Raw genomic sequence first — 24954 nt, 5'->3', positions numbered from 1 at the left:
CACGTGTGCCCCACGGCACGCCGATGCGCCCCCGTAGCGAACGGTAGCGGGCGTCAGGCCTTCCGCGAGATCGGCGCGCCATCACACGAGGAGCTCGAGGACATCGTGCAGCGCATCCGAGAGCGCACGCTTCGCTGGCTGCGAAAGCGCGGCCTGCTCGACGAACGTCCGAACGAAGAGCGCTCGAACGAAGCGCCGGAACGGAGTGCGCTTGACGCTTGCGCTGAGATCGCGCTCCGCGGGGGCGAGTTCGTGAGGATTGAGGACGAGACCGTCGTGCCGCCGGACGATGGAGGCGAAGCGCGGTTCGAGCCGAAGCGCCGTGGGCCGCTCACGGTGGAGCTCGATGGTTTCAACGTCGAGGCGGCGGTGCGCATCGAGGGCTACGACGACGAGGGGCGCGAGCGGCTCGTCCGGTATTACGCGCGTCCCTGCTTCGCTGTGGAGCGGCTCAGCATCCTCCGCGACGGTCGGGTGGCCTATCAGGTGAAGTACCCGCGGCGAACAGGAACGCATCGGGTGATGACGCCGATTGTGTTTCTCGCGAGGCTCGCCGCGCTGGTGCCGCCGCGCCATCCGCTGGTGCGCTACCACGGTGTGCTCGCGCCGCATACGAAGCAACGCAGCGTCGTAGTACCGAAGGCGACGGGGAAGGCGTGTAAGCGCGAGCAGCGCGCCGGAGCTGATAGCGCAAGCAGCGATGACAAGAAGACGACGATCACGCCCATGCCGACGAGGCAGGCGCCGAGGGGGCGGGCGAGAGGCATGGCGAAGCCGTCGCGCAGAGGAGACGAGCGAAGCGAGGCGGCGCCGTCGGCAGTGTCGGAGCGAGGCGCTCGGGACGTGGCGGTTGGGGCGCTGCTGACGATGGTGCATGGCGAAGTCGAGCGCGAGCGGGTGTCGACTGCGCTGGGCGCTGTGCTGCCGTGGGCTGATGTTGGATTCGTGTCGGAGGGGATCTCGGTCCGGCACCTTGATCGGCTGCTGGATGGGCTCCTTCTGGCGACGTCGCTTCGCGTCGAATGGGCGAAGCTTTTGCGGCGGACTTACGCCGTAGATGCTCTCGCGTGCCTGCGATGCAGCGGACGGATGCGCCTCATGGCCGCCATCACGGATAAGGCGACGGCGAGGAAGATCTTGAGCCACCTCGGTCTGTTCGCCGAGTCGCTGGAGTGCCGCGCGCGGTACCCGGCGGACCCCGCGTGACGAAACCGACAGGGAGGGACGCTGCTCGACGACGTGGCCGGGGGGAAGTCTGCCCCGAGGTGCGTGCGCCGGCCATCACGACGCGCCGCGAACCGCGACGGCGGCCGTTTGGACGAGTTCAGTAGGATACAGCTATACGGTAGGATGCCTTCCGCTTTGTGCTACGTCGCGGTAATCCCAGACGTTTCAGGCGTGGAAGGCCTGCCTGATCGCATAAGGCCCGTTCTGTCAATGAGCTCGTACCGTCGGACTGCACGAGTCAGGGACGGCCGAGAACCTCGATTTTGCGGAACGCGTTTGCTTGTCCTATCCGCGCGCGCGGGCTGGCCGGCGAGCTCGCGCGCGAGGGCGAGGTGCACGCGCTCGCGCTCGACGGCGACGGCGACGGCGACGCGAGCGTGGGCGCCGCCGCGGACGAGGTCGCGCGTCGCTTCGGCCGGCTCGACGCCCTCGTGAACAACGCGGTCGGCGGCTTCGACCCCCAGCCCCCGTCGCTCGAGGTGACGATCGACGGTGCGAGGGCGGCACTCGAGACGGCCGTGCTCGAGGCGTGGCGCACGATCCGCGCGTTCGCCCCGCTGCTGCGGCGGGGCGGCCGTGGCCGGGTGGTCAACGTCTCGAGCGAGGCGGGCTCGTTCGGGTCGCCGCGCGGCATCGCGACGACAGAGTACGCCGACACGCTTGTTGCCTACGTCGTGTCGAAGGCGGCGCTCAACGCGCTCACGGTCAAGTTCGCAGCGGCGATGCGGCGCAGCGCTTGGTGGGCCTTTCTCTCGGTCCGGGCGGCGTCGTCAGCGCGTCGAACCGGCGCGACGCGACGGCGAGCGTCGATCCGGGGCATCGATCGGCGCCAGGTGCTGTACGATGGGTGCCATGAAGCAACTGGCGATCTCCCTCCTCGTCTCCATCACGGGCGCATGCGCCAGCAGCGCGCCTGCGCCTCGCTGCCCGTCGAACGAGGCTCCGACTCCGGGTTCCGCCCGGGCCACGCCCGCGGCCGACCAGCCTGCGCATGCGCACGACCACGGCCATCCGCACGGCCACGCGCATTCTCACCCGGGTGAGGAGCCGCCCGCGGCCAGCCAGGCGCTCGCGGTCGCGATCCCGCATGCCGGGGTGCGGTCCTTCGAGAACAACGGCAACACCCTGCGCGGCGTGGCCACGGCCAGCATGGGCGCCAAGACCTTCGAGGTCTGGCAAAGCAGCATCGCGGTCGGCTCGCGCACCCCACCCCATCGCCACGACGTGGAGGAGGTCTTCATCCTCCTGCGCGGCAAGCTCCGCGCGCAGATCGGGGATCAGGTGCTCGATTTCGAGGCACCGGCGACGCTCATCGCTCCTGCCAATGTGCAGCATCAGCTCTTCAACACTGGCCAGGTGCCCACCGAAGCGATCGTGGTGACCCATGTCGGCTCGCAGATCTGGACCCCGACCGGTGAGGAGATGACCCTGCCCTGGCGCAGGTAAGCGGCGTTTTGAGGAGGATGTCAGCGCGCCTCCTCCGCCCGCCTCCGCTCGATCAGCTCCGCCTCGATCCGCTCGCTCCGCTGGCGGCTCCGCTCGATCAGCAGCGCGTTCTCGACCGCGATCGCCGCCTGCGCCGCGATGAGGCCGTGAAGGTGACGCGCGAGGGGGTGAATGCGCCGGAGGCGGCGGAGTGCGCCCTGCGGCCCGATGCACTGACCGCGGCGGGCCGCATCTTCGTCGAGGAGATCGCGCGCTGGCAGGAGCAGAAGGCGACTGCGCGTGGCACGCCCGGCGGCGAGACCGGTTCGGTCACCTTCGTGCAACGCTTCGACTCCACCCTCGGAAGCTCCGTGCACTTCCACGTTGTTGCGCTCGATGGCGTATTCACGCGAAAGGACGGTCCCGAGGTCGTCTTCCACGAGGGCCCTGCGCCCGCGCGCGACGACATCGCCGCTGTCGCCGCGCGCGTCGAGAAGCGCACGATGCGGTGGCTGCGGCGAAGGAAGCTCATCGACGACCGGCCGATCGAGGAGCGCTCCAACGCGGTCCCCGAGCTCTCCCCGCTCGAAGCGTGCATGCAAATGTCGCTCTTCGGCGGCACCTCTCTGCGCCTCGACGAGGCCGACGTCCCCCTCGCAGAGGCGGACGACGAGGAGCGCTTCCGCCCCCGGGGCAAGAGCCCGTGGCGGAGACGAAGACGAAGACGAAGACGAGGACGAAGACGAGCGCGACGGCGCCACCGACCTGCGCCAACGACATCACGGCGCCGCCTCCCGCGGCGACCCAGCACCCTCCGGCGAGCGCGCGCACGAGCCTCGGCGACGGCATCGTCCGGCCCGTCTACGCGCGCATCGATTGGGCTTCCCTCATCCGCCGCGTCTACTTGGAGGATGTGCTCGCGTGTCCGTGCGGTGGGCGCCGGCGGGTCGTCGCCGACATCTCCGAGCGCGAGGCCATCGTGGCGATCTTGACCCATCTCGGCATTCCCACCGAGCCGCCGCCCATCGCGAGGGCCAGAGACCCGTCGTTTGACGCGGCGTGAGCCTCTCGGCCTCGTCCCTCGGCGTGCCGCCCGCGCGTGCCTTTGGCCGACGTCTGCCCGTTGCTCGACGCATGCCAGCGGCGTGCTCGTTTCTTGGGCATTTTCGTGCCCCGCGAATCCCCGATCGCCAGCCCGCGTCGGTGGCCCGCGCGGTTCTGCCTCGCGTGATCCGGCCGGCTCGTCCTATCCTCTCGAGCTTCCATTCCTGACGAACCGCGTCAGGTTCGAGCTCTCCGGCTCCGGAGGTGCTCCGCCGGGGCACGCCGCGCACCTGCTCGGCATACGCCTCGCCGATCGCGCCACCGTCCTGCGGGGCGCGGGAGCGCCTGTCGCTCTGCCCTGCGTCACCAGGTGAAGCGGCGCTTCACCTGGTGACGCAAGACCTCGCCGCCCCCTCCCGGCGCGGCGCGAGACCAGCCGAGCCGCGGCGCGCACGCGCCTGCGCGTAGATCCTGGGGAGGGAGCGCCCCTGTACCGGGCGCCCTGAGGGCCGACCCGGGCGGCATCCCACTTGCAATCCCTCGCGCTACGCCGAGGCCGGAGCTGGCGGTTGCGGCGTCAGGGCTGCTCTGGGATGGTGGAGGCTCGTTCGTGCTGAACGCCGCTCCCCGCGCGCTCCCGCGCCTCGTTCCTCGCGAGGCACGCCACGACATGGAGGAAGAACATGGGTGTATCCAACAAGGAAACCATTGGAAGCAAGCAGTTCACGATCTTCGATGACGGGAATGTCAATATCACGGCCACAGTACCTCAGGCGTTCTTGCTCGACGCGCAGGATCACTGGGAAGGGTTCCCCGTCTCCCTCTCGATCTCCAACAAGAGCCCCAACGTCCTGACCGTGACCTCGATCAGCCTCGTGGTCGGCATGGAGAACTCCTACAGCAACTTCTACACGCGGTGGAAAGACACGACCACGGATGAGCTCTCTGTCCCCCTTCCTTCGGGCGGGCTGCACGTGAGGCCGGACAGCACCTCTCTCATCAACGCGGGTAACTGGCAATGGCGGACGACGGCCGGCGCCGGAGCCACCATGCAGTGCAGCTTGGAGGCACAGGCGGTGTCGTACAACAATACGACGACAAGCAAGAACAACGCGCCCGGCGACGGCCAGCAGAACGGTCCCCAGATCATCGCTCCCTCGTGAGCCGTGCGACATGCTGAGCTCGTTGCCGCGCGGGCGACGCCCACGGATGGCCCCCCCTCAGCGCCAGACGCCTACGTGGTCGGCCACGCGCCGGGGTCCACGCCCAGCAAGCCGCACGGGCTTTCCCAGAGGATAGCCCGCAGCGCCTCATCGCCGAGCGCGATCCGCTGGGCCATCATCTCGTCGAGCATCCCGGGGCCGTGGTCGAGGTGGGGGAAATCGGTCCCGAACACCATCCGCCGAGGGCCGATCTCCCGCACCACCTGGTCGAGCATCGCCTCGCCGGGCTCGAGCGCGATCCAGCACTGCCGCTGGAAGTACTCCGAAGGCGGCCGGCGCACCCGGCGACGCACCTCGCCGCGCATCTGCGTGTACTCGACGCGGTCGAGCCGCCAGAGCCAGTAAGGCAGAAAGCCGCACCCCGCCTCGAGCAGGCCCACCCGCAGCGTCGGGTGGGCCTCGAGGACGCCGCCCTCGATGAGCGAGAGCAGCGCCATCATCGCCTCCATCGGGTGAGAGCACGCGTGCTGGCCGAACCGCGTCTCGAAGCGGTCGGCCCCCGCCGTGGCGACGCGCGCGTGCGTACCCTCGTGGACGCGCGCGTGCGTACCCTCGTGGAGGAGCACGGTGATCCCGTGGTGCTCGCAAGCCGCCCAGAACCGCGCGTGGGCAGGCGCGCTCAGCGTGCGGCCCTGCACCGGGTTGGGCCGGAGCACCACGGAGCGCGCGCCGTCGCGCGCTGCCTGCTCCAGATCGCCCGCCATGGCCTCCGCATCGTGGCGCGAGAGCAGCGCCGGGCGGAGGAGCCGCCGGAACGGCTCGGCGACGGTGACAAGGTTGACGTCCCCGCTGGCGGCGTCGGCATAGAGGCTCGTCGCGTCGGCGTTGAGGCCGGACACGAGCGCCAACCCCGTGGGCGTAGCGACGTAGATCCGGGGCAGGTTGATCACGGGGTCATGGGCCTGATACAGGTCGGTGAAGCCCAAGGGGCACTCGGGGCAGAAATACCTGTCTTTCAGGTTGATGGCGTCGGGCGGGATGATCGGCCTGTTCGTGGCGACGAGGGAAGCGTTGCCGGAGAAATAGTAATTGCCGAACTCGATGACCTGGGTCTGGTTGTACCCGGCCACCGGGGAAAAGCTGGTCAGGTGACTGAAGAGCACCCCCTGGGCGCGGCGGCTATAGGTGGTCGTCTGCACGTGGTTGACCCCGAGATCGAGGAAGTCCCAGTCGACGGTCCGCTTGATGTGCTCCGGATTGCGGTCGAACGGCAGAGTGTACGAGGCGCCAAGGCTCTTTCCGTTCGCCCACCCGTTGTCGCCGGTGCTCGATCCGCTCGCCTTGGTGGAGAGATTGAGCCACTTGGGGTGCGAGATGAACTCTGCGGACTCTCGGTTGCAGTCGGTCTGCGGGTCGAGATCGCGGAGGAGCCGCCCCGCCAGCGTGTTGGTGTCGTGGTCGCGGCAGTCGCACCACTTCAGTTTGAGTGTCCCGTTCGTGTTATTGGCGCCGACGCTGCCGATGACCGGCTGGGCCTTCGACTTTTCGGCGGGCCCAACGTCTACGCCGGAGGCGAGCGCGGCCCAGATCGGCGCGGGGGCCGGCGGTGAACGGTGAACGCCGGCGATCACCTCGCCGCGGTCTTCACCGATCGGACGCGGGACGCGACGATCACCGACACCAGCGCCCGGAAGAGTGCCAGGGTGTGCCAGTCGCGGAGGCGAGGGTGAGGCATTTCTCGAGGAATCACGCTGCGTAGCAATGGCACGGCCCTTGCCTAGGTGAGCGGTATGTCTTGGATCAACGCAGTTGCGGTTGCTGGCATGGCCTTCGCAGTGCTGGGGTGCAAGGGTGAGTGTGACCAGGAAACGGTGGATCGTGCGGTAGCGTTCCTCGACGCCCATCAGAGTTGTGAGACCGACGACGACTGCGTCGTCGTGTCCGACTTTTGCGCGGAGATTCCTGGAGGCTACTGTGGTCAGCTGGCGGTGAACCGCGAGGGCGCGGAATCTGCCGAGTGGCAAGCGCTCGAGCGCGCCCTTTCCGATTGCGGCCCGAACTCCTGCACGGTCTGCGACGCCGCGCTGGAGGTCGCCTGCACGGGTGGTTCGTGTCGGGGGCGTTGAACGTCGGCGTAAGCACGAGAGCACATCACGAATAGGCGCGCGCAATCTCCTGCGAGTCGAGCGCGCCGACAGTGGCCGAGGGTGATTGGCGGCCACGGATTTGTTTCAAGCGGGAGGGATGCCTCGCGGTGCTCGCCGCTCTTGGAGAGCGGCTGCGCCAACCTCAACGAATAGGCGTTTGCGGGACTGCGCCTGAGCAGCAGCGACGGCGAGGTCTCGGCGCAGTCCCGCAAACTCCTATTCGTTGGGCCCGCGTTGGGCCACACCGGCGCCTAGCGCGGCGGCAGAACAGCCGAAAGTGATTGAAATAGTTAACGTTTCTTCCGCTTGCCCCGCATCCGCACGGAAATCCCGCCAGAAACACCGGTCGATGACGAGCGGCCGCCGGAAACAGCGGCGGTTTTCATAGCGTGCTCGCGGGCACCGCGATCGTCATGACCGTCGACGCGTACGGCCCGATCGCCGACAACGGCGGCGGCACCTCCGAGAGGACGGACCCGCGACCGATGACAGCAGGCCCAAGGGGGTCGCGCGCCGGCGCGACGTGGCGGACTACTCTCGAGGCGAGAGCGACGCGAGCACGCGCGCAGCGACGTCCGCCACGGAGATCTCTTCGTCGAGGTCGCAGAACGTGGCGGGGTCGCGCGTCAGCGCCTCGACGAGCGGCGCGAGGGCCGCAGCGCGCGCCTGCTCGACCTTGTCGAGCGCCACGACCCGGAGCACCGGCAGCGCGTCGCCGAGCAGCGTACGCAGCGCGTCGATTGCCCCTTCGTCGGCCGGCAGGTGGCGCAGGGCTGTGACGCGCACCGCCTGCGGCGCGCCTCGATCGGTCGCAACCTGCACCAGCACCCGGGCCCCGTCGCGGCCGGCGGCGACGAGCTTCGTGGCCGCGACCTCGCGGTCGAGAAACCCCTCCGACCGGAGGCCGGCCTCCAGCGCACCGAGGTCGTCCGTCACCATTGCTTCCATCCCGGCAAGCTCCAATCGCAGACAAGCTGGGGCCCCGAGGGGCCGAACTTGAGACTCACGTGCTTGCCCCATGTCCCGGTCATGACGCGCCCGTCCGACGTGATGACGAGCGCCTTCGATTGCGCCTCGCCGTGATAAACGCGCGCGCCGTCGGGCGTCTGGCCGGTGTAGTCCGCCGTCCAGCCGGTCCGCTGCTTGAGCTCCGCGGCGTGAGTCTCGAAGTACTTGGCCTTTTCGGCCTGCCCGCCGGGCGCCTGGGCCGTCTGCTTGAAAAGGTCGGGGCCCGTCTGCGGTCCCGTCTGCGCGGCGGGCGCCTTCGCGGTCGGCGTCGTCTTCGGCGTTTCGACCTTCGGCGTCTCGACCTTCGGCGTCTCGACCTTCGGCGCCTCGACCTTCGGCGGCTTCACCGTCGGGTCGACCTTCGCCGGCGGCTTGCTCTGGTCACCCCCCCCGGACTTCACGTCGGACGAGCGCCTCGGCAGCTTGATGTTGCCCCCGCCGCCCCCGCGGGCCCAGCTATAGGCGCCGCCGAGGATTTTACCGGCGACCATGCCCAAGGCCACGCCCGCGAGCGCGTGCTGCACGTAGTTGGCGTAATTGACACGCGCCTGCCACATGGTCTCGGTGGTCTTCGGCGCCGACCCCCGGCAGATCGTGGTGGGCGCGATGATCAGCCCGCCCGCACCCCAGTAGTACGCGAAGGGGTGCGACCCGTCGGCCGGCTTGGGCGCCGCGGCGACCGCGGCCTTCGCCTCGGCGTGACTCTGGTAAATGGTCTTGTTGATGGGCGTCGCGCGGTCGATGGTAAAGTCGACGTCCGATTCGGGTACTTTGATGCCCGGGCCGCCGGGCGTCATGTTGCCGACGTACAGCATGAAGCCGTTGAGCCAGATGGTGTACCCGGCGGCGGTGATCGAGCGATCGATCCACTGTGGGTAGTCGGTAGGGCCGCTGATGATCTCGACGTCGATGTACGTCGGGCCCTGCTTGGGCGCCGGCTGCCGCGCGATCGCCGAGGGCGCCGCGCCGATCGGCCCCGCATGCCTCCCGGCGCTGACCGCCTCGGCCGCGCGGTCTGCCTCGCGCTCGGCCGCGTCGCCCGGCTCGCTGACGCGTCCGGCGGACCGTACACCCGCGCCCTGCTGCACGACGTGCGTCAGCTCGTGGGCGAGCAGCTTGCGCCCTGCCAGCGAGTCGGGGGCGTACTCGCCGCGACGGAACGCGATGTCGTGCCCCACGGTGAACGCCCGCGCGTCGAGCGCGCGCGCCGAGGCGTCGGCCCGCGCGTCGGCGTGCACGCGGATGCGGCTGAAGTCGTGGCCGAAGCGCTGCTCGAAGTGCGAGCGCACGCTGTCGGGAAGCGGCCTGCCCGGGCCCGAAAGCCCGGCCGCCGCCGGCCCGACACCTGGCGACAGGGCGCCCAGATCGGGCTGCGCCGCGGGGCCGAGCGACCGAAGGGCCTCGTCGGGTTGCGTCACCGGGCCGGCCGCCCGCGCCGCGAAGGGCCGCGCGGGCGCGGCGGCCTTACGGAAGACCATCGAAGGCGTCGACGGGTCCTTCGCGCGCGCGAGTCTTGCGTGGTGCAGCATCGTCCCCCTCACGTCTGAGTGTAGCGAGCGCCCGGGCCCCCACGCAACGCCCTCGCGGACGAATCGGCCGGCGACGCGAATGCCGTCGTTTCAGGTTGAAACGGTCGCGCGGCACGCATTCAGCCGAGCCGCGGTGGCCGCGAGCCCGTTGCGCCGTTGTTGCTCAACCCGCGCAGGGGTGGCTCGTCGCGCGAAGCCGAGGAGCGCTGGAGCTCGGCGGAGGCGCGCCGCCGGCTGGCTCGCCGGGGGTGATCGGGCTCGACGCCTCGTAGAAATCCCTGGCAGACGCCGCGCGCGCCATTCTGGCATGAGCGCTGCAACACGTACGAACCGCGTGAACGTCAACCGACTTGCTTGCATGCCCGGTACATCTCTCTCGCCGAGGACTCCATGAAGATTGATGAACGCAGTCTCCACTCCAGGATCTGGCAGCTCGCTGCAGCAGCAGCGGGCATACTGTCTCTCGTCGCCTGTGGGACGGAGGAGAGCACGGCCGAGCCAGCGCTCGACGAAATTGGCGTGGCCTACGAGGGGCTGAGCTCCCACTGGGGCTGGGCCCACACGGACCACGCGAACCCCTATACGAACCGCTGCGTGAACGATGCCGCCAGCAGCATCAACGCGCTCTATGACCCGAGCTATGTCATGGCCTACCGCAGCGGCAGCGACGCCTGCAGCGCGTATGCGCCCACGACGGGAACCGGGCTCATTCACCACCAGGGCATCCAGCGGCTCGCGCGTGACTACAACTATCTCCTGGTGACGACCTCGGTTCAGGGGGGCGCGCGCCCGGGCTTCGAGGTCGTGCGCCTCGGATCGCTGAGCAACAACCCGTGGCTCTTGGGTCGGAACGCTTCTCCCTCCCGGCTCCCGTCCTGCAGCGACGCGATCGTGCGTTACCAGCCCGACGACTCAGGGATGCCGTACGATCACTCGGGCGGCCTTCAGGTGAACGGCGATTACGTCATCGTGCCGTTCGAGAAGAGCGACGATCAGGCGACGGCGGGCTTTCGCGTCGCCAGGGTGTCGACCCCCTCGAACCCCCAGTGGGGCCCGCTGGTCTTGCGAGCGCGAGGCCAGACGGTCAACGCGGGAGCGGCGAGCCTCACGCTGCTCTCCTCGGGCCGCTACCTCGCGCTCGTCTTTGGCAACGACTCGGACGACGTCGAGGTGTTCGTGTCCTCGGAGGCGGCGATGCCCTACTTCGGCAGCTCGACCTCCACCTGGGTGTCTCAGGCGAGCGCCTCGACGCCCTTTGGCGGCGCGGATTATCAGGGCCTGCAGCTCGTGACCCAGTGCGACGGTCAGCTCTTCGTCGCGGGCACGCACAGGAACAAATGGTATGACGAGGACTGGGTCGACCTGTGGCGTGTGGACCTCGGCGAGACCTTCGTGCCTAGCTTCACCAAGGTGGCCAGCCGACACATGTCGTGCAGCAGCTCGGCCACGGGCAACAAGCGCTACTGCGCGTTCGACGCAGGGGCCGGGATCTATGTGGATCCAGACGGCGAGATCCTGCTTTATGGGGTGGAGCACTACAACGATGCCTACCCGGGCACGACACGCGCGGTCAAGGTGCGCGAGTTTCCGTAGACCCTGCGCCGAAGCCTGCCCTCACGACGCCGATCCGCCCCGAGCGCTTCGTACGTCCACGAGCGCGCTGCTGTCGTTGCTCCCCGGCAGCCCGGCGCCGGGCGCGGGTCCGGCTCGCCGGGGGTGCCGCTCGCGATCCATGGATGGGTCAGGGGCTCTTGAAGAGCTCCACCGCAGAGAGGGCGTCCCCCATCGTACCTGGCGCGTGGCCGCGGGGCAGGGAGTCGCCCAGGCCGAGCTGGCCCACGTGGTTGCGCCCCCAGCACTTGACGCGGCCGTCGGTCAGCAGCGCGCAGGTGTGATGCGCGCCAGCGGTGATGGCCTCCGCCTTCGCTCCCTCACCGAGGTCGACCGGGGGTAGCGCGTCGCCCATCTCGTCTGTGGCGTCACCGCGGTTCGCCATGTCACCCAGGCCGAGCTGGCCGAAATCGTTGAGCCCCCAGCATTTGACGCGACCGCTGGCGAGCAGCGCGCAGGTGTGATACCCACCTGTGGCAAGCGCCGTGACGGCCTCGCCCACGTCCACCTGGTCGAGGTTGTCCCCCATGTGGCTCGTGGCTGCGCCGCGATGGCCCGCGTCACCCACACCGAGCTGACCATATGCGTTGTGGCCCCAGCACTTGACGCGGCCATCGGTGAGCAACGCGCAGGTATGATGCATCCCCGCTGAGAGCGCCAGGGCGGGCTCACCCCCTAGGTCGACAGCACGAAGGTTGTCGCCCATCTCGTTCGGATCGTCTCCACGGGGCACAGGATCACCGAGCCCGAGCTGGCCAGCACCACCGTTGGCCCCCCAGCATTTGACGCTGCCGCCGCTCAGCCATGCGCAGGTGTGTGTCTCGCCCAAGGCGAGCGCGAGGGCTACCTTGCCGCTACCCAGGCTCACGGAGGAGCCATTGGCCACGTTCCGGTTTTCTCTATCACCGAGCCCGAGCTGCCCATTTTGATTCCAGCCCCAGCATCGTGTCACGTCGCTCACGAGCGCACACGTGTGTGAATGGCCCGCGGCCATCACAGTCGCGACTCCGCCCAGATTCACCACCTCGAGGCGATCGCCCATCTGGTTCGCCACGGCGCCGCGCGAGGTGATCGTGCCGAGCCCGAGCGCGCCGAAGCCGCTGCTCCCCCAGCACTTGACCGCGCCGCTGGTCAGCCGCGCGCACGAATGCGAGACGCCCATCGCGAGCGATTCGACCCTTGCATCCGCGCCGAGGTCTGTTACCGGCAGCGCGCTGCCCATCTGGCCATCCAGATTGCCGCGGTTCACTGTATCACCTAGCCCGAGCTGCCCGCCAATATTATGTCCCCAGCACTTGATTCGCCCGGTGTTCGCCACCACGCATGTATGGTGGTACCCCGCCTCAATCTTGACGACTCTCTCCGTCACGCAGCTCGCCGAGCACCCGTCCCCGTCGACGGTGCCGCCGTCATCGCACTCCTCTCCCGCTCCCGCGGACACCCAGCCATCGCCGCACGCGCAGTCCTCGCCGTCCTCGTTCGTGTCGCCATCGCAATCCTCGTCGCCGCTGCCGCTATCGCATACCTCCGCCTGGGGCGTCACCTCGCCATCGCAGCTTCCCACTGGCTTGCCCTGGTCATCACACCGCTGGAGTCCCCCCTGGCAGACCCCGACGCCCTCCGTCCCTGCAGGGCCCGTGTAGCAAGGCACCGAATCGCCCAGGGTGTGCACGGGCGTCGTCCCGTCGCAGCCATCGATCGTGCAGACGTTCCGGTCGTCAGGCACGTCCGTGGGCAGCGGCACCTGCTTGGCAGAGCCCGCGCCGTCGCACACGAGCAGCGCGCAGTCGCCGGCGGTCTGCTCGGGCAGCGGCTTGCCCTCGGCGGCGTCCTCGAAGACGCAGGCGCCCTCCTGACACGCCACGGCGGTGCGGCAGACCGGCTCGCCGGCCTTGCACTCGGCTACCGTGCGACACCCCCCATCGGGAAGGCCCTCCCGGATGCCAGCCACCTGGTTGCAGCTCGCTGCGACGACGAGCGCCACCGTCGCGCCCGCCATCCTTCTTCGCGTCGCTTCCATCACCACACCCCCTGAACCGCCACGCTGCCCGGGAGCAGCGCGATCTCGGCGCGCCACCGGGCTCCCCTCGATTGCACGCGCTCGTCGCGCTGCGCCTGCGAGGGCGCCGTCACGAACAGCACCGCGCCTCCCGCCGCCAGCAACCCGCCCGTGATCAACGCGACGGTCGACCCATTTCCGAGGCCCACCGCCTGCCGGCGCAGATCGAGCCCTGCCGGGTCGCAACGATCCTGCGCGCTGCAATGTCCGTCGTTGCTCTCCTGGTTCCTCGCGATCGCCAGCCCTCCGAGCACCGCCCCCGCGGCGAGGCCCGCGCCGCCGAGGCCGATCGCGACGATCGCCGCCGGGCGCTGCCACGGCCGCTCGGGGCTCGGCCCAGCGCTCGTCAAGGATTCGAGCGGCGGAACGGGCACGGCGACCCGGTGCCCATCCGCCGCGATCTCGATCTGCTGCTTCCTCGTCTTGTATCCTCGCCCGCTGACGACGATCTCGTGCCGGCCAACATCGAGCGGCAGCGGCACGGACCATTGCGCCTCGCGAACAGGCAACCCATCGCGCGTGATCGTCAGCCCGGGGACGGACCGCACGGACGCGGGGACCTCGATCGTCAGCGTCGCGAGCTTCGGCTTCAGCGCGGCGGACTTGCTGGCGGCCTTCATCTGGCGATCGAGGTCCCCGACCTTGGTTGCCTCCCCCTCGACCAACACATACTGGGACCAGGCGCTCGCGAGCTTGCCCCAGCCTTCGTAACATTCGCCGAGCGTGAGCTTCGCGCCGAGCGCGTCGGGCGCGAGGCGGACCACCTCCTCGAGCCGGGGACACGCGCGCTCGTAGCGCCCCGCATCCATCTCCGACGTCGCTTGCTCATAGAGCGCCTGGACGGTGGTCTCCCTCTGGGGAGTGACCGGCTGCGCCCGCGCCGTGACGGGCGCGAGCAGGCACAAAAAAAGGACGAACGCGCGTGGCGATCGCGCGCAGCACGCAGGGCTGATCATGAGCTGCTCTCCTGGGTTGTGTCAGCGCAGAGGTTCGCGCGTCTTTTTTTGCGGGACGCCGCCTGCTTCCGGGGCTTCAGGTGACTCCGGGACGCGGCTGGGGGCCTCGTCGGGGGCTGGTCCCGGGCTCATGGGCGTCTGCCTTGGAGCGCTCTCGGGGCGGCGCTTGCGACCCCCCTTCGAGGTGGATGACCCCGCGGGCGATGGCGTCTCGACCGTCACCGGCGGCGGGGGTGGCGAGGACGACCTCGCGAGCTCCCCGGCCCCTGAGGGCGCGGTCTCGACGACCTCCGAAGCCGACCGAGGCTCGGCGTCCGGCTCCGCATCCGGAAGGTTCGTCGAGGCGGCGGCTGGCACCTCGACGCCGTCTGGCGCGGCACACAGAGCGAGCCACGAAACGCAGGCCACGAGCGCGCTCACGCCCAGCGCCGCGCTCGCGAGGGCACGCGCCCGATGCCTGGCCGCCGGCCGGCCCTGCGCGCCGGTATGGCCCCAGGCGGAGCCCGTCGAGACGAGCGCCGGCGGCGCGCTCGCCGGCACGGGCTGCGGCGGGCTCGCCGGATTGGCAGCCTGCGGCGGGCTCGCCGGCGGCGCGAGCGAGGGCTGCGACGCGACGTCCGGCCGCGATCCAAGCCCTCTCCACGCCCCGCCGAGGAGCGCTGCCAGCGCGGAGGCGAGCTCCTCGATGCGCTGGTATCGATGCTCGGGGTGCTTCTGGAGACAGCGCGCGACGATGACGTCGAGCTCCGCGGGCAAGCCGGGTCGCAATCGGCTCGGCGGGACGGCATCCTCCTGCAGCACGCGGCCAACGAGCTCGGTCAGCGTGTCCGCCCGGAAGGGCAGTGTGCCCGTGACCAGCTCGTACAGAGACACCCCCATCGCCCAGATGTCGCTCCGCCGATCGACCTCCTTCGTGCGCACCATCTGCTCGGGCGACATGTAGAGCGGCGAGCCGAGCACGGCGCCAGTCGCGGTGAGCTCCAGGCTGTCCGAGGCGATATGCTTCGAGATACCGAAATCGAGGACCTTCACGTACGGTGAGCCGTCGGGCCGCTGGGCGAGGAACAGGTTGGCCGGCTTGATGTCACGGTGGATGATGCCGAGCGCGTGCGCTTCGGCGAGCGCCTTCGAGGCCTGGAGCGCGTAGGTCGCGGCTTCCTCGACAGACAGCGGGCCATGCGCCTTCACGATCTGCTTCAGGTCCGTGCCCGAGAGGAGCTCGAGCACCATGAACAGCTCGCCCGTCTGCAGCCGCCCGAAATCATGGACACGCACCGCGTGCTCGCCCTTGAGGCGGGCCGCCGCGCGCGCTTCACGGAGGAATCGCTCCTCGGCGTGCGCGTCTCTGGCCGTCTCGGGCAGCAGGAGCTTGATCGCGCGGAGCTCGTCGAGATCGAGGTGGCGTGCCGCCACGACGACCCCCATTCCCCCCTTCCCGAGGACGCGCTCCACGCAGTATTTGTCGAGCAGCAAGGCCCCCGGACGAATCAGCGCTTCCATGACGCTCGAGCGCGCTCCCCCCCTCGGGGCTGCGGGCGAGGAATACGCCGCAGCACGACGCGACGGCGCTACGGTATCAGGACAATGCGAGATGTCCAGTCACGCCCCGTTTCGCGAACCGAGTATTCCGAGAACGAATGACCGCATCCGTCTTCTCCGGAAACGCTCGCCTCCAGCGCCGGCCTGGACGAAGCCGCGCCGCAGCAGCATTTGGCGAGAGGGCGCCATCACGCTCAGCGGCAGCACGCTCCGGCGGGAGAGCAGGTCGCCGAAGTCCGGGGCAGAAACGGAAATCTCTAACCATCCACAAGATCGCCTGGACTGCCTACCCATGGTGGCCTGGATGCGCACTGAGGTCCGAAGCGGGACGCTCGCCTCGCTGGGGCTCAAGGGCGGACGACCGTTCTGGCGCCGCGTAGCTCAGCCCGTCGGAAAGCCCGCTCCTATCGTCGCGGCGAATGCTGCGCCTCGGCGCATCCGAGATGTATCGAAAGACGCTACACCTCAATTCATCGAGCCTATTTTTTTCGCCATCGAATGCACGAAGTGGAGCTTCCATTCATTTCCAACCTTTTTGAAGGTCACGCTCTCCAGAAAGTCGCGCTCAATGGCGCTCGCGTCATGATTCACAAACTTGCCATGATTGACGTAAATCATGCTTCCTGAGCTGACATCGACGTTGATCCTGACGTCATCCAACGAGAAAGTGGCCTTGGCGATCGGGGACCCCTTGATGATCTCGATCATGCCGTCGTTGTCCACGATCTTTCCGTTCTCGTAGATGACAAAGTCAGGCGTCGTCAAGGCTTTCATCCGCGCAAAGTCCTTCCGGGTGACGCAGTCGAAATACGACACGATGACCGCCTTCAGCTCTTCGGGACTATCGGGTCTATTGGGCTGACAAGCGGACAACGCTCCGGCGAGCGCGAAGGGAACGAATGCTGTCTTCATGGATGAAATCGACATTTTGTCATCGCCAAAGCCTGTTTTCAATTATTATTTACTGGTGTCCGCTCACGGGCAGACGCAGCGTTCTGCCACCCCTTCCGTAGTGCGAAGCGCGTCGTTCCTCCAGGCTGCAGGAGCTCTTCGGCAGCCCGCCCGAGGTAGCCGTCGATGAAGGCGCGCCGAGATCGAGCCGCTCCGGCGCTCCGGTCCCGGCGGCGGAGCGCCTCCCGAGGCACGCCCTGTCCGCCCCCCGCGCGGGAACCGTCGCATCGATGTACTGTCGCTCCCCTCGCATGCCCCCCGTCCGCCCCCGTTCGCGCTCCCGCCGCCCTGCCGTCCGGCCGGCGCCCGCGGCCGCGCCGACCGCCCCCCCTCGCCTCGCCGGCGCCGTCCTCGCCGGCGCCGCGCTGCTGCTCGCCGCCGCGGGCGCCCGGGCCGATGGCCGCGACAGCGTCGAGGGCACCGAGACGAACGCGCTCGTCGAGAAGGAGCACCGCATCGCGCTCCGCCTCGACCGCGGGCACGCCGAGCTCGTCGTCCAGCGCACCGTGCATAACGGCGGCCCGCGCCGCGATCAGGCGCTCTTCCTGCTCAACATACCGCAAGGCGCGGTCGCGACCGGGCTCGCCTCGCTCGGGCTCAAGGGCGGACGACCGTTCTGGCGCCGCGCGGACCTCATGGAGGCCGAGACCGCCGCCGCGAGGTACATGGCGCTCCCCGGGGTCGAGGGCTCCTCTCCCACGGATACGGCGCTCCTCTCGTGGCGCTCGCAGGGCTTCCTCGCGCTCCAGGCCTTCCCGTGCGCGCCCGGCCAGCCCAGGACCGTCGAGTACACCCTCCGCCTGCCCACGGCCTACCGCGAGGGCCGCCATCACCTCACCTTGCCGCGCGTGGGGACCGAGACCCTCGCCGCCACCGTCATGGTCTCCGCGGCGCGCCCCGGAGATCGCCTGTTCCTCGACGGGAAGCCCATCTCCCCCGGCGCCACCTTCCAGCTCGCGCAGGACGAGACCGACCTCGCCCTCGCCCCGCGCCCCTCGCTCGCGCTCGACGGCGCCTTCTCCTCCTCGCTCCTCGGCAGCGGCCGCGAGCTCGTCGCGCTCCGCATCGACGCTCCGCTCCGCCTCTCCGAGCCGCCGCGCAATGCCCGCGTCGTCGTCCTCCTCGACGCCTCGCGCTCGCTCCCCGAGCGCGACGGCGCCGCGGCCCTCGCCGCCGCCCGGGCTTATCTCTCCCATCTCGACGGCTCCCTCGTCGAGGTCCTCACCTTCGACCGCGAGGTCCGCCCGCGCCACGGCCGCTTCGTCCCCGCCGCCCGCGCCGCCGCCGACCTCGGCACGCTCGTCCTCCCCCGGCGCAACGGCAGCCGCCTCGACGACGCCCTCGCCCGCGCGGACGCCCTGCTCGCCGCGACGCCCGCGGGCCTCCCGCGCCGCATCCTCGCGCTCACCGATCTCCGCACCCGCTCCGCGCTCACGCCCCGCCGCCTCGGCGCGATCCTCAAGAGCGGCGCGCTCGTGCACGTCGGTATCATCGGCGAGGGCGCGCCGGGCCTCACGCGGAACGAGCACCCCTTCGCCGCCCCGGTGCGCGCGACCGGGGGGCTCGTCTGGACGGCGCGCGCGAGCGCCAGGCCCGGCGACGCCGGCGCCATGCGCCGCGTTTACGAGGAGTGGGTTCGCCCGCTCCGCATCGACCGCCTGGACGTGCGGTTGCCCGGAGCCGGCCTTTCGCAGGTCGCCTTCGGCGAACAGCTGCCCGAGGGCGACGGCCTGGAGCTGCTTCGCCTCCACCGCGGCCGGGCCGCGCGGGCGGTGCTGACCGGTGAGCTCTGGGCGCGGCCCGTGCGGCGCGTGTTCACGCCGGACCCGGCGCACGGCCGGCTCTGGTCCGCGCTCGTGTTCGGCTCCGAGCTCCTCGAGTCGCTCACCGAGCCGGAGATGGCAGCCCTCGCCTTCCGCGGCGGCGCCGTCTCGCCCGTGACGAGCTACGTCGCGAGCGCGCCCGGAAAGCGTCCCAGGACCGTGAGCCTGGGAGGCGGCACGGGAAGAGGGGCCAGCACCCACGAGGGGCTCGGGGGCGGCCTTGGCCACGGCGGCCCGACGGGGAGCGGGAGCGCGTTCGACCATCGCGCGTACCTCCGCGCCGCGCTGCAAAAGGCGTTCGGCGGCTGCCCGCCGGGTCCGAAGAGCGCGCGTGTCACGCTCGAGACCACGGTGGACGAGGTGGTCGACGTCCCCGCGGTCAGGCTCGCGGGGAGGCATGCCGCGGCGGTGCGCCAGTGCCTCGGCGAGGCCGCGTGGTCGCTCGCGCTGCCGGGGGAGTTCAGCGAGCAGCTCGCCAGCTATGACATCGAGGTCTCTCGCTGAAGCGCCCGTCCGGCGTCCGTCCTAACCGGCGCCGATGAGGATGGACAAGAGAAACCATGTCTCGGCGTCGCGGAGGTTCAATCCTCGCTCGATTGCCGAGATCGGCGTTCTCGACTACTCGTCGAGGGAGACCTCACGAAGCGGATCGCCTCCATCGATGTAAAGGCGGCCCCCCTCGCGCAACGCTCTGCGAATCCGCTGCCTGGCGATATGCCCAGCCTCCGGGTGGCGGCCGTCGAGCGCGCCAACCCGAACAGCGAACGCAATGTCATAGGGCCCCTCCCCCTCCTCCAGCGCGAATTCCTCGATCGCCACATGGCGAAAGCTAAGATGGCCAGAGGCCAGCTCGACCGCCGATCCCGCCATCGCCTGTGCGATCGCCTTGGCCGAGCGGTCGATCGCCAGAACATGCCCCTCGCCGATCCGCCTGGCGACGACGCGCGCCGCGACGCCGGGGCCGCAACCGATCTCCAGGACACGAAGCCCAGGCCTCAACGGCAGGGCCTCCACGATCGCCGCAAGTCTGGGCGATAGCTCACGGGGCATTCGGGTCGACCTTGCGGGCTGGCCGCGGGCTGAAGGCTTGTGCCGCGAGCGCCGCAGCCGCCGCGAGCTTGTGCTTCGCTTGCCACGGCGGCCCGACCGATCGGCCCATCGCGCGCAGGAAAGCGTCGACATCCTCGAGGCCGAGCGTCGCCGCCGCTTCGCGAAACACGCGCTCGCTGTCGTACCAATGCACGGACCAGCCGCGCGCCTCGGCGGCGGCCGCGAGGGCCTCGCGGTACATGACGGAATCGGCGACGGTCTGCGCGCGATTGTCGGCGATCCGCTCCTCGGTCGTCGGCGGCAGCGCGGGACACACGCGGATCGCGATGCTCGCGATCGGCGCGGGCACCGCCGCGGCCAGCGCCTCGAGGCCCGCGCGAGCGCCGCGCACGGCGGACGCGCGCACGCGCTCGACGAGCCCCACGGCGTCGGCGAGCGAAATCGGCCGCGCCCACGGGCTGTCGAGGTAACGGCCGACCGCCCACGACCCTTCGTGGTGATGCGGGTGCGTCGGCAGACCGGGATCGGTGAGGTCGACGCGCCGGCGATCGAGGAGCTCACCGCCGGGCGCGAGGGTGACGAGGACCGCCGAGCTGCCGTGCTCGGCGACGCCGACGGTCGCGGCGCGCTGCGTGCGTCCTCTCGCCATGTCTTCCTCCGTCGTGGGCGCGTCCTTCGGATGGTTCCGTCGCTCACGCCCGTCCGGACAACCATCCGTCGATGGGTCGACCGAAGCCGCCGGACCAGGCCTGTCCAGAGGGTCGCCTTTGGCGATCTCTCCCACCGAAAGTCTCACGGATCGGCGCTGCACCGCAAGACCCCAATGGTGGGCGGGGCGTCCCCAGGGGCGAGGCCAACAGCCTGCTAGTCGCAGCCGGGCGGAGCGGACAGCCCGATCAGCGAGAAGAACGTGTCGAACGCGTTGTCCTCGAAGCAGTTGCCGTGCGTGTCCGGCTGGGTGAGCAGCGTCAGGTCGCTCGCGACGAAGAAGAAAGGGTTCTCGGCCGGCGATCCCGGGTTCAGGCCGTTGTCCGTCGCCGTGTTGCCTACCACGTGGTTGTCGCGGGCGTCCTGGTCCAGCAGGTAAGGAACGGTGACGGACGGATCCGTCTGGCAGTCGCGGCCCGGGGCGCCGCTGACCAGCACACAGTAGTCCGCGATGGCGATGCCCGTGAGATCGTTGCCGAAGACCTGGTTGCCCGAGATCTCCGACTCGTCCACGCCGACATAGAGAATGCCCGACCCGGGATGGACGGACGAGAGGATGCTCCCCGGCCGCGCCGTGTTCGGCCTGTTGTTGTCGTATACGTAGTTGCCGCGAGCGTTGACGCGCTTGGAGCCCGCTCGGACGTCGAAGATGCCCGGCAACAGCAGGACCGAGATCCCCACGGAGTTGTTCCTGGCCACGTTGTACGTCAGGTCGACATCGTCGCTGTTGGACGTTTCGAAGCCGTTGGTGTTGTTCTCCACCAGGTTGTGCGTGACCAGGACGCGCTCGGAGGTCTCGATCCAGACGCCGCTGTCGTTGGCCCCCGTGGCCTTGCTCAGCGCGATCAGCCCGTTGCGCGATTGCGTGGGAAAGATCCCGTAATTCTTGTTGTTGTCCGAGTGGACGTCCACGATCCGGAAGCCGTCGACGCGCTCCGTGAACAGGCCGTTGTTGGAGAAGTCGCGGATGGTGATGCCGCGGATCTCGACGTCGTACAGGACCGGCTCGCCGTCGGTCATCGCGCTGTCGATGCCGGGCTTGAGCGCGAACGGCGGCGCCATGCTCTCGTGGCAGCCCATGCAGTCGCTGCGCTCGCTGGGCACGACGACGATCCCGTTGCGCTGGCTGCCGGCGTTCTCGAGGACGACGCGCTCCGTCGGCCTGTTCAGCCCGATGAGCGAGATGCCGCTCTTGTTGATGATCAGGCCGTTGGTCGCGTCGGCCGTCTCCCGGTACACGCCTGGCAGGATGAGGATCCTGGCCCCGTCGTCCGCCTGGTCGATGGCGTCCTGGATCGACTGGCCTGGGCGGACGACGAGGGTCTGGCGCCCGTGCTGGCCGACCGGGAGTCGCCCCTCCTCCATCGCATCCCAACCATGGGCGTTCCAGGAACCACCGTCGTGGTCATCCTCGTGACAGGACTGGCAGGCGGCATTTTCTTCCCAGGCGAGCATCGGCGCATGCTGCGAGGCCGGCTCCGCCGGCAACTCGTCAGAGGCATGGGCCTGCGCAGGTACGGAGCCTGCGGCAACTGCGCCCAAGGCGGCACAAAAGACGACCAGCACGTCGCGATGGCACTTCATGGAGCTCCTTCCTCTGGTGATGGAACGACGACCTACCACCAGAGATACGCCGGAGCTCGGAGCGATCTGACAATGAAGGAGACGAGACGGCCGCGCCCGACGCTGCGCTGGGCGGACCGCCCTCAGTCGATCGCGAACGTCGACAGGCGGGCGGCGCCACGGAACACGAGGTAGACGTCGCGTCGCCCATAAGCGCCGTCGAGCTCGGCGGTCGCGGTGACGTAGGCGTACACGTCCCCCGTGCTCGGCACGACGGCGGTCCCGACCCGCTTGCCGCGGACCGGATCGTCGAGCCGGATCTCGACGAGCGCGTCGCCCGCCTCGGCGCGGGCGAACCCGCCGCTGAAGTGGCTGGCGCCGCTGCCCAGCTCCACATCGGAGAAGCGGATCCAGTCGCCCGCGGTGGCGCCCACGGCGTCGCCCCACTCCATGCTCTCGTCGACCAGCTCGACGCCGGCGTAGTCGTCGAAGTCGACCGCCCGCGTCTCGCGGGCGAGGTCGCGCGCCGGAATGCGCTCGCCGCGCACGCGCACGGTCGTGCGGTGGCGGATGTCCGCCGAGGAGGAGCCGACCATCAGCTCGACGCCGGCCGCCTCGAGGACCCAGCGGCCCCGGGTCACGTCCCAGTGGGCGAGGTCGGAGGCCGCGAAATCGAGCTCGACCGTCCGCTTCTCGCCCGGCGCGAGGTGGATCCGCCGGAACGCCCGCAGCTGCTTGGCGGGCTGCGGATCGCGCGACGACGGCTGGCGGCTGTAGAGCTGAACGACCTCGTCGCCGGCCCGCACGCTCCTGTTCGTGACGTCGACGCGCACCGAGATCGTGTCGCCGGCCTGCACCGACCGGGCGCTCAGCTGGAGGTTGTCGTACCCGAACGTCGAGTACGACAGCCCGTACCCGAACGGATAGAGCGGATCGCCCTCGAAGTAGAGATACGTCCTCCGGGCCTTGATGATGTCGTACTCGAGGATGTCCGGCAGGTCGTCCGCCGAGCGATACCAGGTCTGGGTCAGCCGGCCGGCAGGGTTGTGGTCGCCGAAGAGGACGTCGGAGATGGCATGGCCGGTCTCCTGGCCCGCGTGGGTGGTCCACAGGATGGCCGGCACGTTCGACTTCTCCCACGGGATGGTCATCGGATAGCTGGTCTCCAGCACGACGATGGTGCGCGGATTGGCGGCGAGCACCGCCCGTACCAGCGCGGACTGCCCCTCGGCCAGCGCCATCGTCGTGCGGTCATGATCCTCCCGCCCGTTGATGAACGGCATGCTGCCGACGACGACCACGGCGGCATCGGCGCCTGTCGCCGCGCGCACGGCTTCGTCGACGCCGCTCCGGACCACGTCGACCTCGAAGCGCGCCGCGTCGGCCGCCTCGGTCGCGGTCAAGGCGAGCGCGCCGTCCTCGGCGATGGTCAGGTAGACCTCGGGTCCGGCCCAGTCGAACGCCTTCTCGTAGCCGGCGTAGCGGATGACGTGCGTGCCGTCGCCCTGCGGCTCTAGGACGAACTGCTGCTGGACGAACCAGTCGTACGGCTGGGCGGCGCGGTTCGCGAAGTTGGCGCCGAAGTTGAAGCGGTCGACCACCTTGCCGTTGGCCGCGCTCCGCAGCGTGACGATGCCCTGACCCCAGTCGAACACGTCGAACTCCTCGGTGGGACCCGCGCTGGCCGCGCTGACGCGGAGGATGTCCCCGTCGTCGTCCGCGCCGGCCGTCACGTAACGGCCGCTCGCGACGTCGCGCAGCACGATCCGGTCCACGCCCTCGCTGGAGAGGACCGTGGCGCCGCCGAGCCGCTCGCGGATGCCGTCCAGGGGCGTGACCCGGTACGGGAGCGCCCCGGAATACCAGTCCGTGTAGAGCGTGTCCGCGAGCGGCCCGACGACCGCGATCCGCCGCGTGGCCGACGGGTCCAGCGGCAGGAGACGACGCTTGTTCTCGAGCAGGACCATGGCCTCGTCGGCGGCCCGGCGGGCCAGCTGGCGGTGCGCCGGGCTGTCGATGACGTCGGGCCCGATGCCGGCATAGGGGCCCCCCTCCGGATCGAAATCGCCGAGCCGGAGGCGGACGGAGAGGACGTGCTCGACGGAGGCGTCGATGTCCTCCTCGGCGAGGAGCCCTTGCGCGAGCGCCGAGCGGAGGATTGCGATGGTGGGCGCGCTGTCGTTGTTGTCGACGGTGAAGCTGTCCACGCCGGCCAGGAGCGTCGCCGCGAAGGCCTCCTCGCTCGTGGCGAAGTAGCGCTGCGAGCTTGTCAAGTTGGAGGGGGCCCAGGCGTCGGACACGTTGTAGAGCGTCTTCTGCGTCCAGCTCCGCACGACGTCGCCGACATCGGGGTTGACGGTGGCGGGCCTGCCGTTGACCAGGTTATACGAGGTCATGACGCCGGTCACGGCGTCGGCGGCGATGGGCATCTTGAAGGCCAGCTCGTCGTACTCGTGCTTCACGCGCGGGCGCAGGTTCGACGACGTGGTGTCACGGCGGATCTCGTTGTTGTTGGCGAGGAAGTGCTTGATGACCGGCGCGGTCTTCAGGTAGAGCGGGTCGTCCCCCTCGAGGCCGCGCCCGTAGGCTGTGGCGATCGCACCGGAGAGGAGCGGGTCTTCGGAATAGCCCTCCTCGTTGCGCCCCCAGCGCGGGTCGCGCAGGAGGTTGACCACGGGCGCCCATACCTGCAGACCCCAGACGCGCGGGGCGAGCGCGTGATAGCCGCGAACCTCGTCGCCGACAGCCTCGCCGACCCGCAGGATGAGATCCGGGTTCCAGGTCGTCGCCAGGCCGATCGCCTGCGGGAACACCGTGCCGGTCGCCGTCACGACGGCGCCGCCGTTGTCGCGATCGGTCGACCAGCCCACTCCATGCAATGCCTCGGTGCCGGCCTTGAAATCCGGAATGCCGAGCCGCGGAATGGCAGGCTGGAACTGATGCAAGAGCGAGAGCTTCTCGTCGAGCGTGAGCCGGCCGAGGAGGTCGTGGACGCGGACCTCGATCGGCAGACCGGGGTCCTGGAACGGCAGCGTGTCAGCCGCGCTCGAGGCCGAGGGGTGAAGCGCCAGCGCGAGCGCGAACGGAACGGAAGCAGCAATTAAGCGAAATCTCTTCATCGATCGTCTCCTTTGGGGCCGCGTGCCGTGGC

Annotated in this window: 19 protein-coding genes and 1 pseudogene; 8 read left to right on the top strand and 12 right to left on the bottom strand. The window is 69.7% G+C overall.

What is annotated here, in order from left to right; translation table 11 throughout:
• Positions 1-105: 105 nt before the first annotated feature.
• The 3 genes and pseudogenes from WMF26_RS13375 to WMF26_RS13365 all read left to right on the top strand — a co-directional run bounded on the left by WMF26_RS13375 (position 106) and on the right by WMF26_RS13365 (position 2673).
• A complete protein-coding gene (locus tag WMF26_RS13375; protein WP_438000645.1) occupies positions 106-1206 on the top strand; it encodes a transposase in 1101 nt (366 codons plus the stop codon).
• Positions 1207-1490: 284 nt separating this feature from the next.
• Positions 1491-1943, top strand: a pseudogene (locus WMF26_RS13370) (SDR family NAD(P)-dependent oxidoreductase); the annotation flags it as partial.
• Between the two features lie 136 nt (positions 1944-2079).
• Entirely contained in the window at positions 2080-2673 is a 594-nt protein-coding gene (locus tag WMF26_RS13365; RefSeq protein WP_438000644.1) for a cupin domain-containing protein, read from the top strand.
• 20 nt (positions 2674-2693) lie between these two features.
• Here the strand turns inward: WMF26_RS13365 and WMF26_RS13360 are convergent, their stop codons facing one another.
• Positions 2694-3092 carry a hypothetical protein gene (locus WMF26_RS13360; protein ID WP_438000643.1) on the bottom strand — a complete coding sequence of 133 codons (399 nt, stop codon included), beginning with the start codon at positions 3090-3092 and terminating at the stop codon, positions 2694-2696.
• A 263-nt stretch (positions 3093-3355) separates the two neighbouring features.
• Between WMF26_RS13360 and WMF26_RS13355 the strand changes: the two genes are divergently transcribed.
• Both WMF26_RS13355 and WMF26_RS13350 read left to right on the top strand, forming a co-directional pair.
• The gene (locus WMF26_RS13355) at positions 3356-3715 is read left to right on the top strand and encodes a hypothetical protein (protein WP_438000642.1); all 360 of its coding nucleotides are present in this window, start codon (positions 3356-3358) and stop codon (positions 3713-3715) included.
• Positions 3716-4379: 664 nt separating this feature from the next.
• Positions 4380-4859, top strand: a complete 480-nt coding sequence (locus WMF26_RS13350) for a hypothetical protein (protein ID WP_438000641.1) — start codon at positions 4380-4382, stop codon at positions 4857-4859.
• 71 nt (positions 4860-4930) lie between these two features.
• Here WMF26_RS13350 and WMF26_RS13345 read toward each other — a convergent pair whose 3' ends face one another.
• A complete protein-coding gene (locus WMF26_RS13345) occupies positions 4931-6490 on the bottom strand; it encodes an amidohydrolase family protein (RefSeq protein WP_438000640.1) in 1560 nt (519 codons plus the stop codon).
• A 159-nt stretch (positions 6491-6649) separates the two neighbouring features.
• Here WMF26_RS13345 and WMF26_RS13340 point away from each other — a divergent pair, with 159 nt between their 5' ends.
• On the top strand, positions 6650-6985 hold the full coding sequence (locus WMF26_RS13340) for a hypothetical protein (RefSeq protein WP_438000639.1): 336 nt from the start codon (positions 6650-6652) through the stop codon (positions 6983-6985).
• A 552-nt stretch (positions 6986-7537) separates the two neighbouring features.
• On the opposite strand, the gene WMF26_RS13335 is transcribed toward WMF26_RS13340, so the two are convergent.
• Both WMF26_RS13335 and WMF26_RS13330 read right to left on the bottom strand, forming a co-directional pair.
• Positions 7538-7954 carry a hypothetical protein gene (locus tag WMF26_RS13335; protein ID WP_438002521.1) on the bottom strand — a complete coding sequence of 139 codons (417 nt, stop codon included), beginning with the start codon at positions 7952-7954 and terminating at the stop codon, positions 7538-7540.
• Positions 7939-9492: an eCIS core domain-containing protein gene (locus WMF26_RS13330; RefSeq protein WP_438000638.1), complete on the bottom strand. Its 1554-nt coding sequence runs from the start codon at positions 9490-9492 to the stop codon at positions 7939-7941. Before WMF26_RS13330 ends, WMF26_RS13335 begins: the two co-directional genes overlap by 16 nt.
• A gap of 570 nt (positions 9493-10062) precedes the next feature.
• Here WMF26_RS13330 and WMF26_RS13325 point away from each other — a divergent pair.
• Positions 10063-11136, top strand: coding sequence for a hypothetical protein (locus WMF26_RS13325; RefSeq protein ID WP_438000637.1), 1074 nt, complete (start codon positions 10063-10065; stop codon positions 11134-11136).
• Between the two features lie 148 nt (positions 11137-11284).
• Here the strand turns inward: WMF26_RS13325 and WMF26_RS13320 are convergent, their stop codons facing one another.
• From WMF26_RS13320 to WMF26_RS13305, 4 genes are all read right to left on the bottom strand, one after another.
• Positions 11285-13138, bottom strand: coding sequence for an RCC1 domain-containing protein (locus tag WMF26_RS13320; RefSeq protein WP_438000636.1), 1854 nt, complete (start codon positions 13136-13138; stop codon positions 11285-11287).
• A gap of 35 nt (positions 13139-13173) precedes the next feature.
• Entirely contained in the window at positions 13174-14169 is a 996-nt protein-coding gene (locus WMF26_RS13315; RefSeq protein WP_438000635.1) for a hypothetical protein, read from the bottom strand.
• A 21-nt stretch (positions 14170-14190) separates the two neighbouring features.
• Positions 14191-15669, bottom strand: coding sequence for a protein kinase domain-containing protein (locus tag WMF26_RS13310; RefSeq protein ID WP_438000634.1), 1479 nt, complete (start codon positions 15667-15669; stop codon positions 14191-14193).
• Positions 15670-16173: 504 nt separating this feature from the next.
• On the bottom strand, positions 16174-16620 hold the full coding sequence (locus WMF26_RS13305) for a nuclear transport factor 2 family protein (protein WP_438000633.1): 447 nt from the start codon (positions 16618-16620) through the stop codon (positions 16174-16176).
• A 290-nt stretch (positions 16621-16910) separates the two neighbouring features.
• Between WMF26_RS13305 and WMF26_RS13300 the strand changes: the two genes are divergently transcribed.
• The gene (locus tag WMF26_RS13300; protein ID WP_438000632.1) at positions 16911-18986 is read left to right on the top strand and encodes a hypothetical protein; all 2076 of its coding nucleotides are present in this window, start codon (positions 16911-16913) and stop codon (positions 18984-18986) included.
• Positions 18987-19100: 114 nt separating this feature from the next.
• On the opposite strand, the gene WMF26_RS13295 is transcribed toward WMF26_RS13300, so the two are convergent.
• The 4 genes from WMF26_RS13295 to WMF26_RS13280 form a co-directional block, all read right to left on the bottom strand.
• Positions 19101-19532: a class I SAM-dependent methyltransferase gene (locus tag WMF26_RS13295; protein WP_438000631.1), complete on the bottom strand. Its 432-nt coding sequence runs from the start codon at positions 19530-19532 to the stop codon at positions 19101-19103.
• On the bottom strand, positions 19522-20181 hold the full coding sequence (locus WMF26_RS13290; protein WP_438000630.1) for a hypothetical protein: 660 nt from the start codon (positions 20179-20181) through the stop codon (positions 19522-19524). The genes WMF26_RS13295 and WMF26_RS13290 overlap by 11 nt, the downstream gene beginning before the upstream one ends.
• 215 nt (positions 20182-20396) lie before the next feature.
• Positions 20397-21605, bottom strand: coding sequence for a right-handed parallel beta-helix repeat-containing protein (locus WMF26_RS13285; RefSeq protein WP_438000629.1), 1209 nt, complete (start codon positions 21603-21605; stop codon positions 20397-20399).
• A 341-nt stretch (positions 21606-21946) separates the two neighbouring features.
• Positions 21947-24922, bottom strand: coding sequence for a glycoside hydrolase family 3 C-terminal domain-containing protein (locus WMF26_RS13280; protein ID WP_438000628.1), 2976 nt, complete (start codon positions 24920-24922; stop codon positions 21947-21949).
• Positions 24923-24954: the final 32 nt, after the last annotated feature.

It is taken from the genome of Sorangium sp. So ce185 (assembly GCF_051526825.1).
Classification (GTDB): Bacteria; Myxococcota_A; Polyangia; order Polyangiales; family Polyangiaceae; genus Sorangium; species Sorangium cellulosum_D.
Note: the sequence above shows the minus strand (reverse complement) of the source record. Positions and strands in the feature narration are given on the sequence as shown.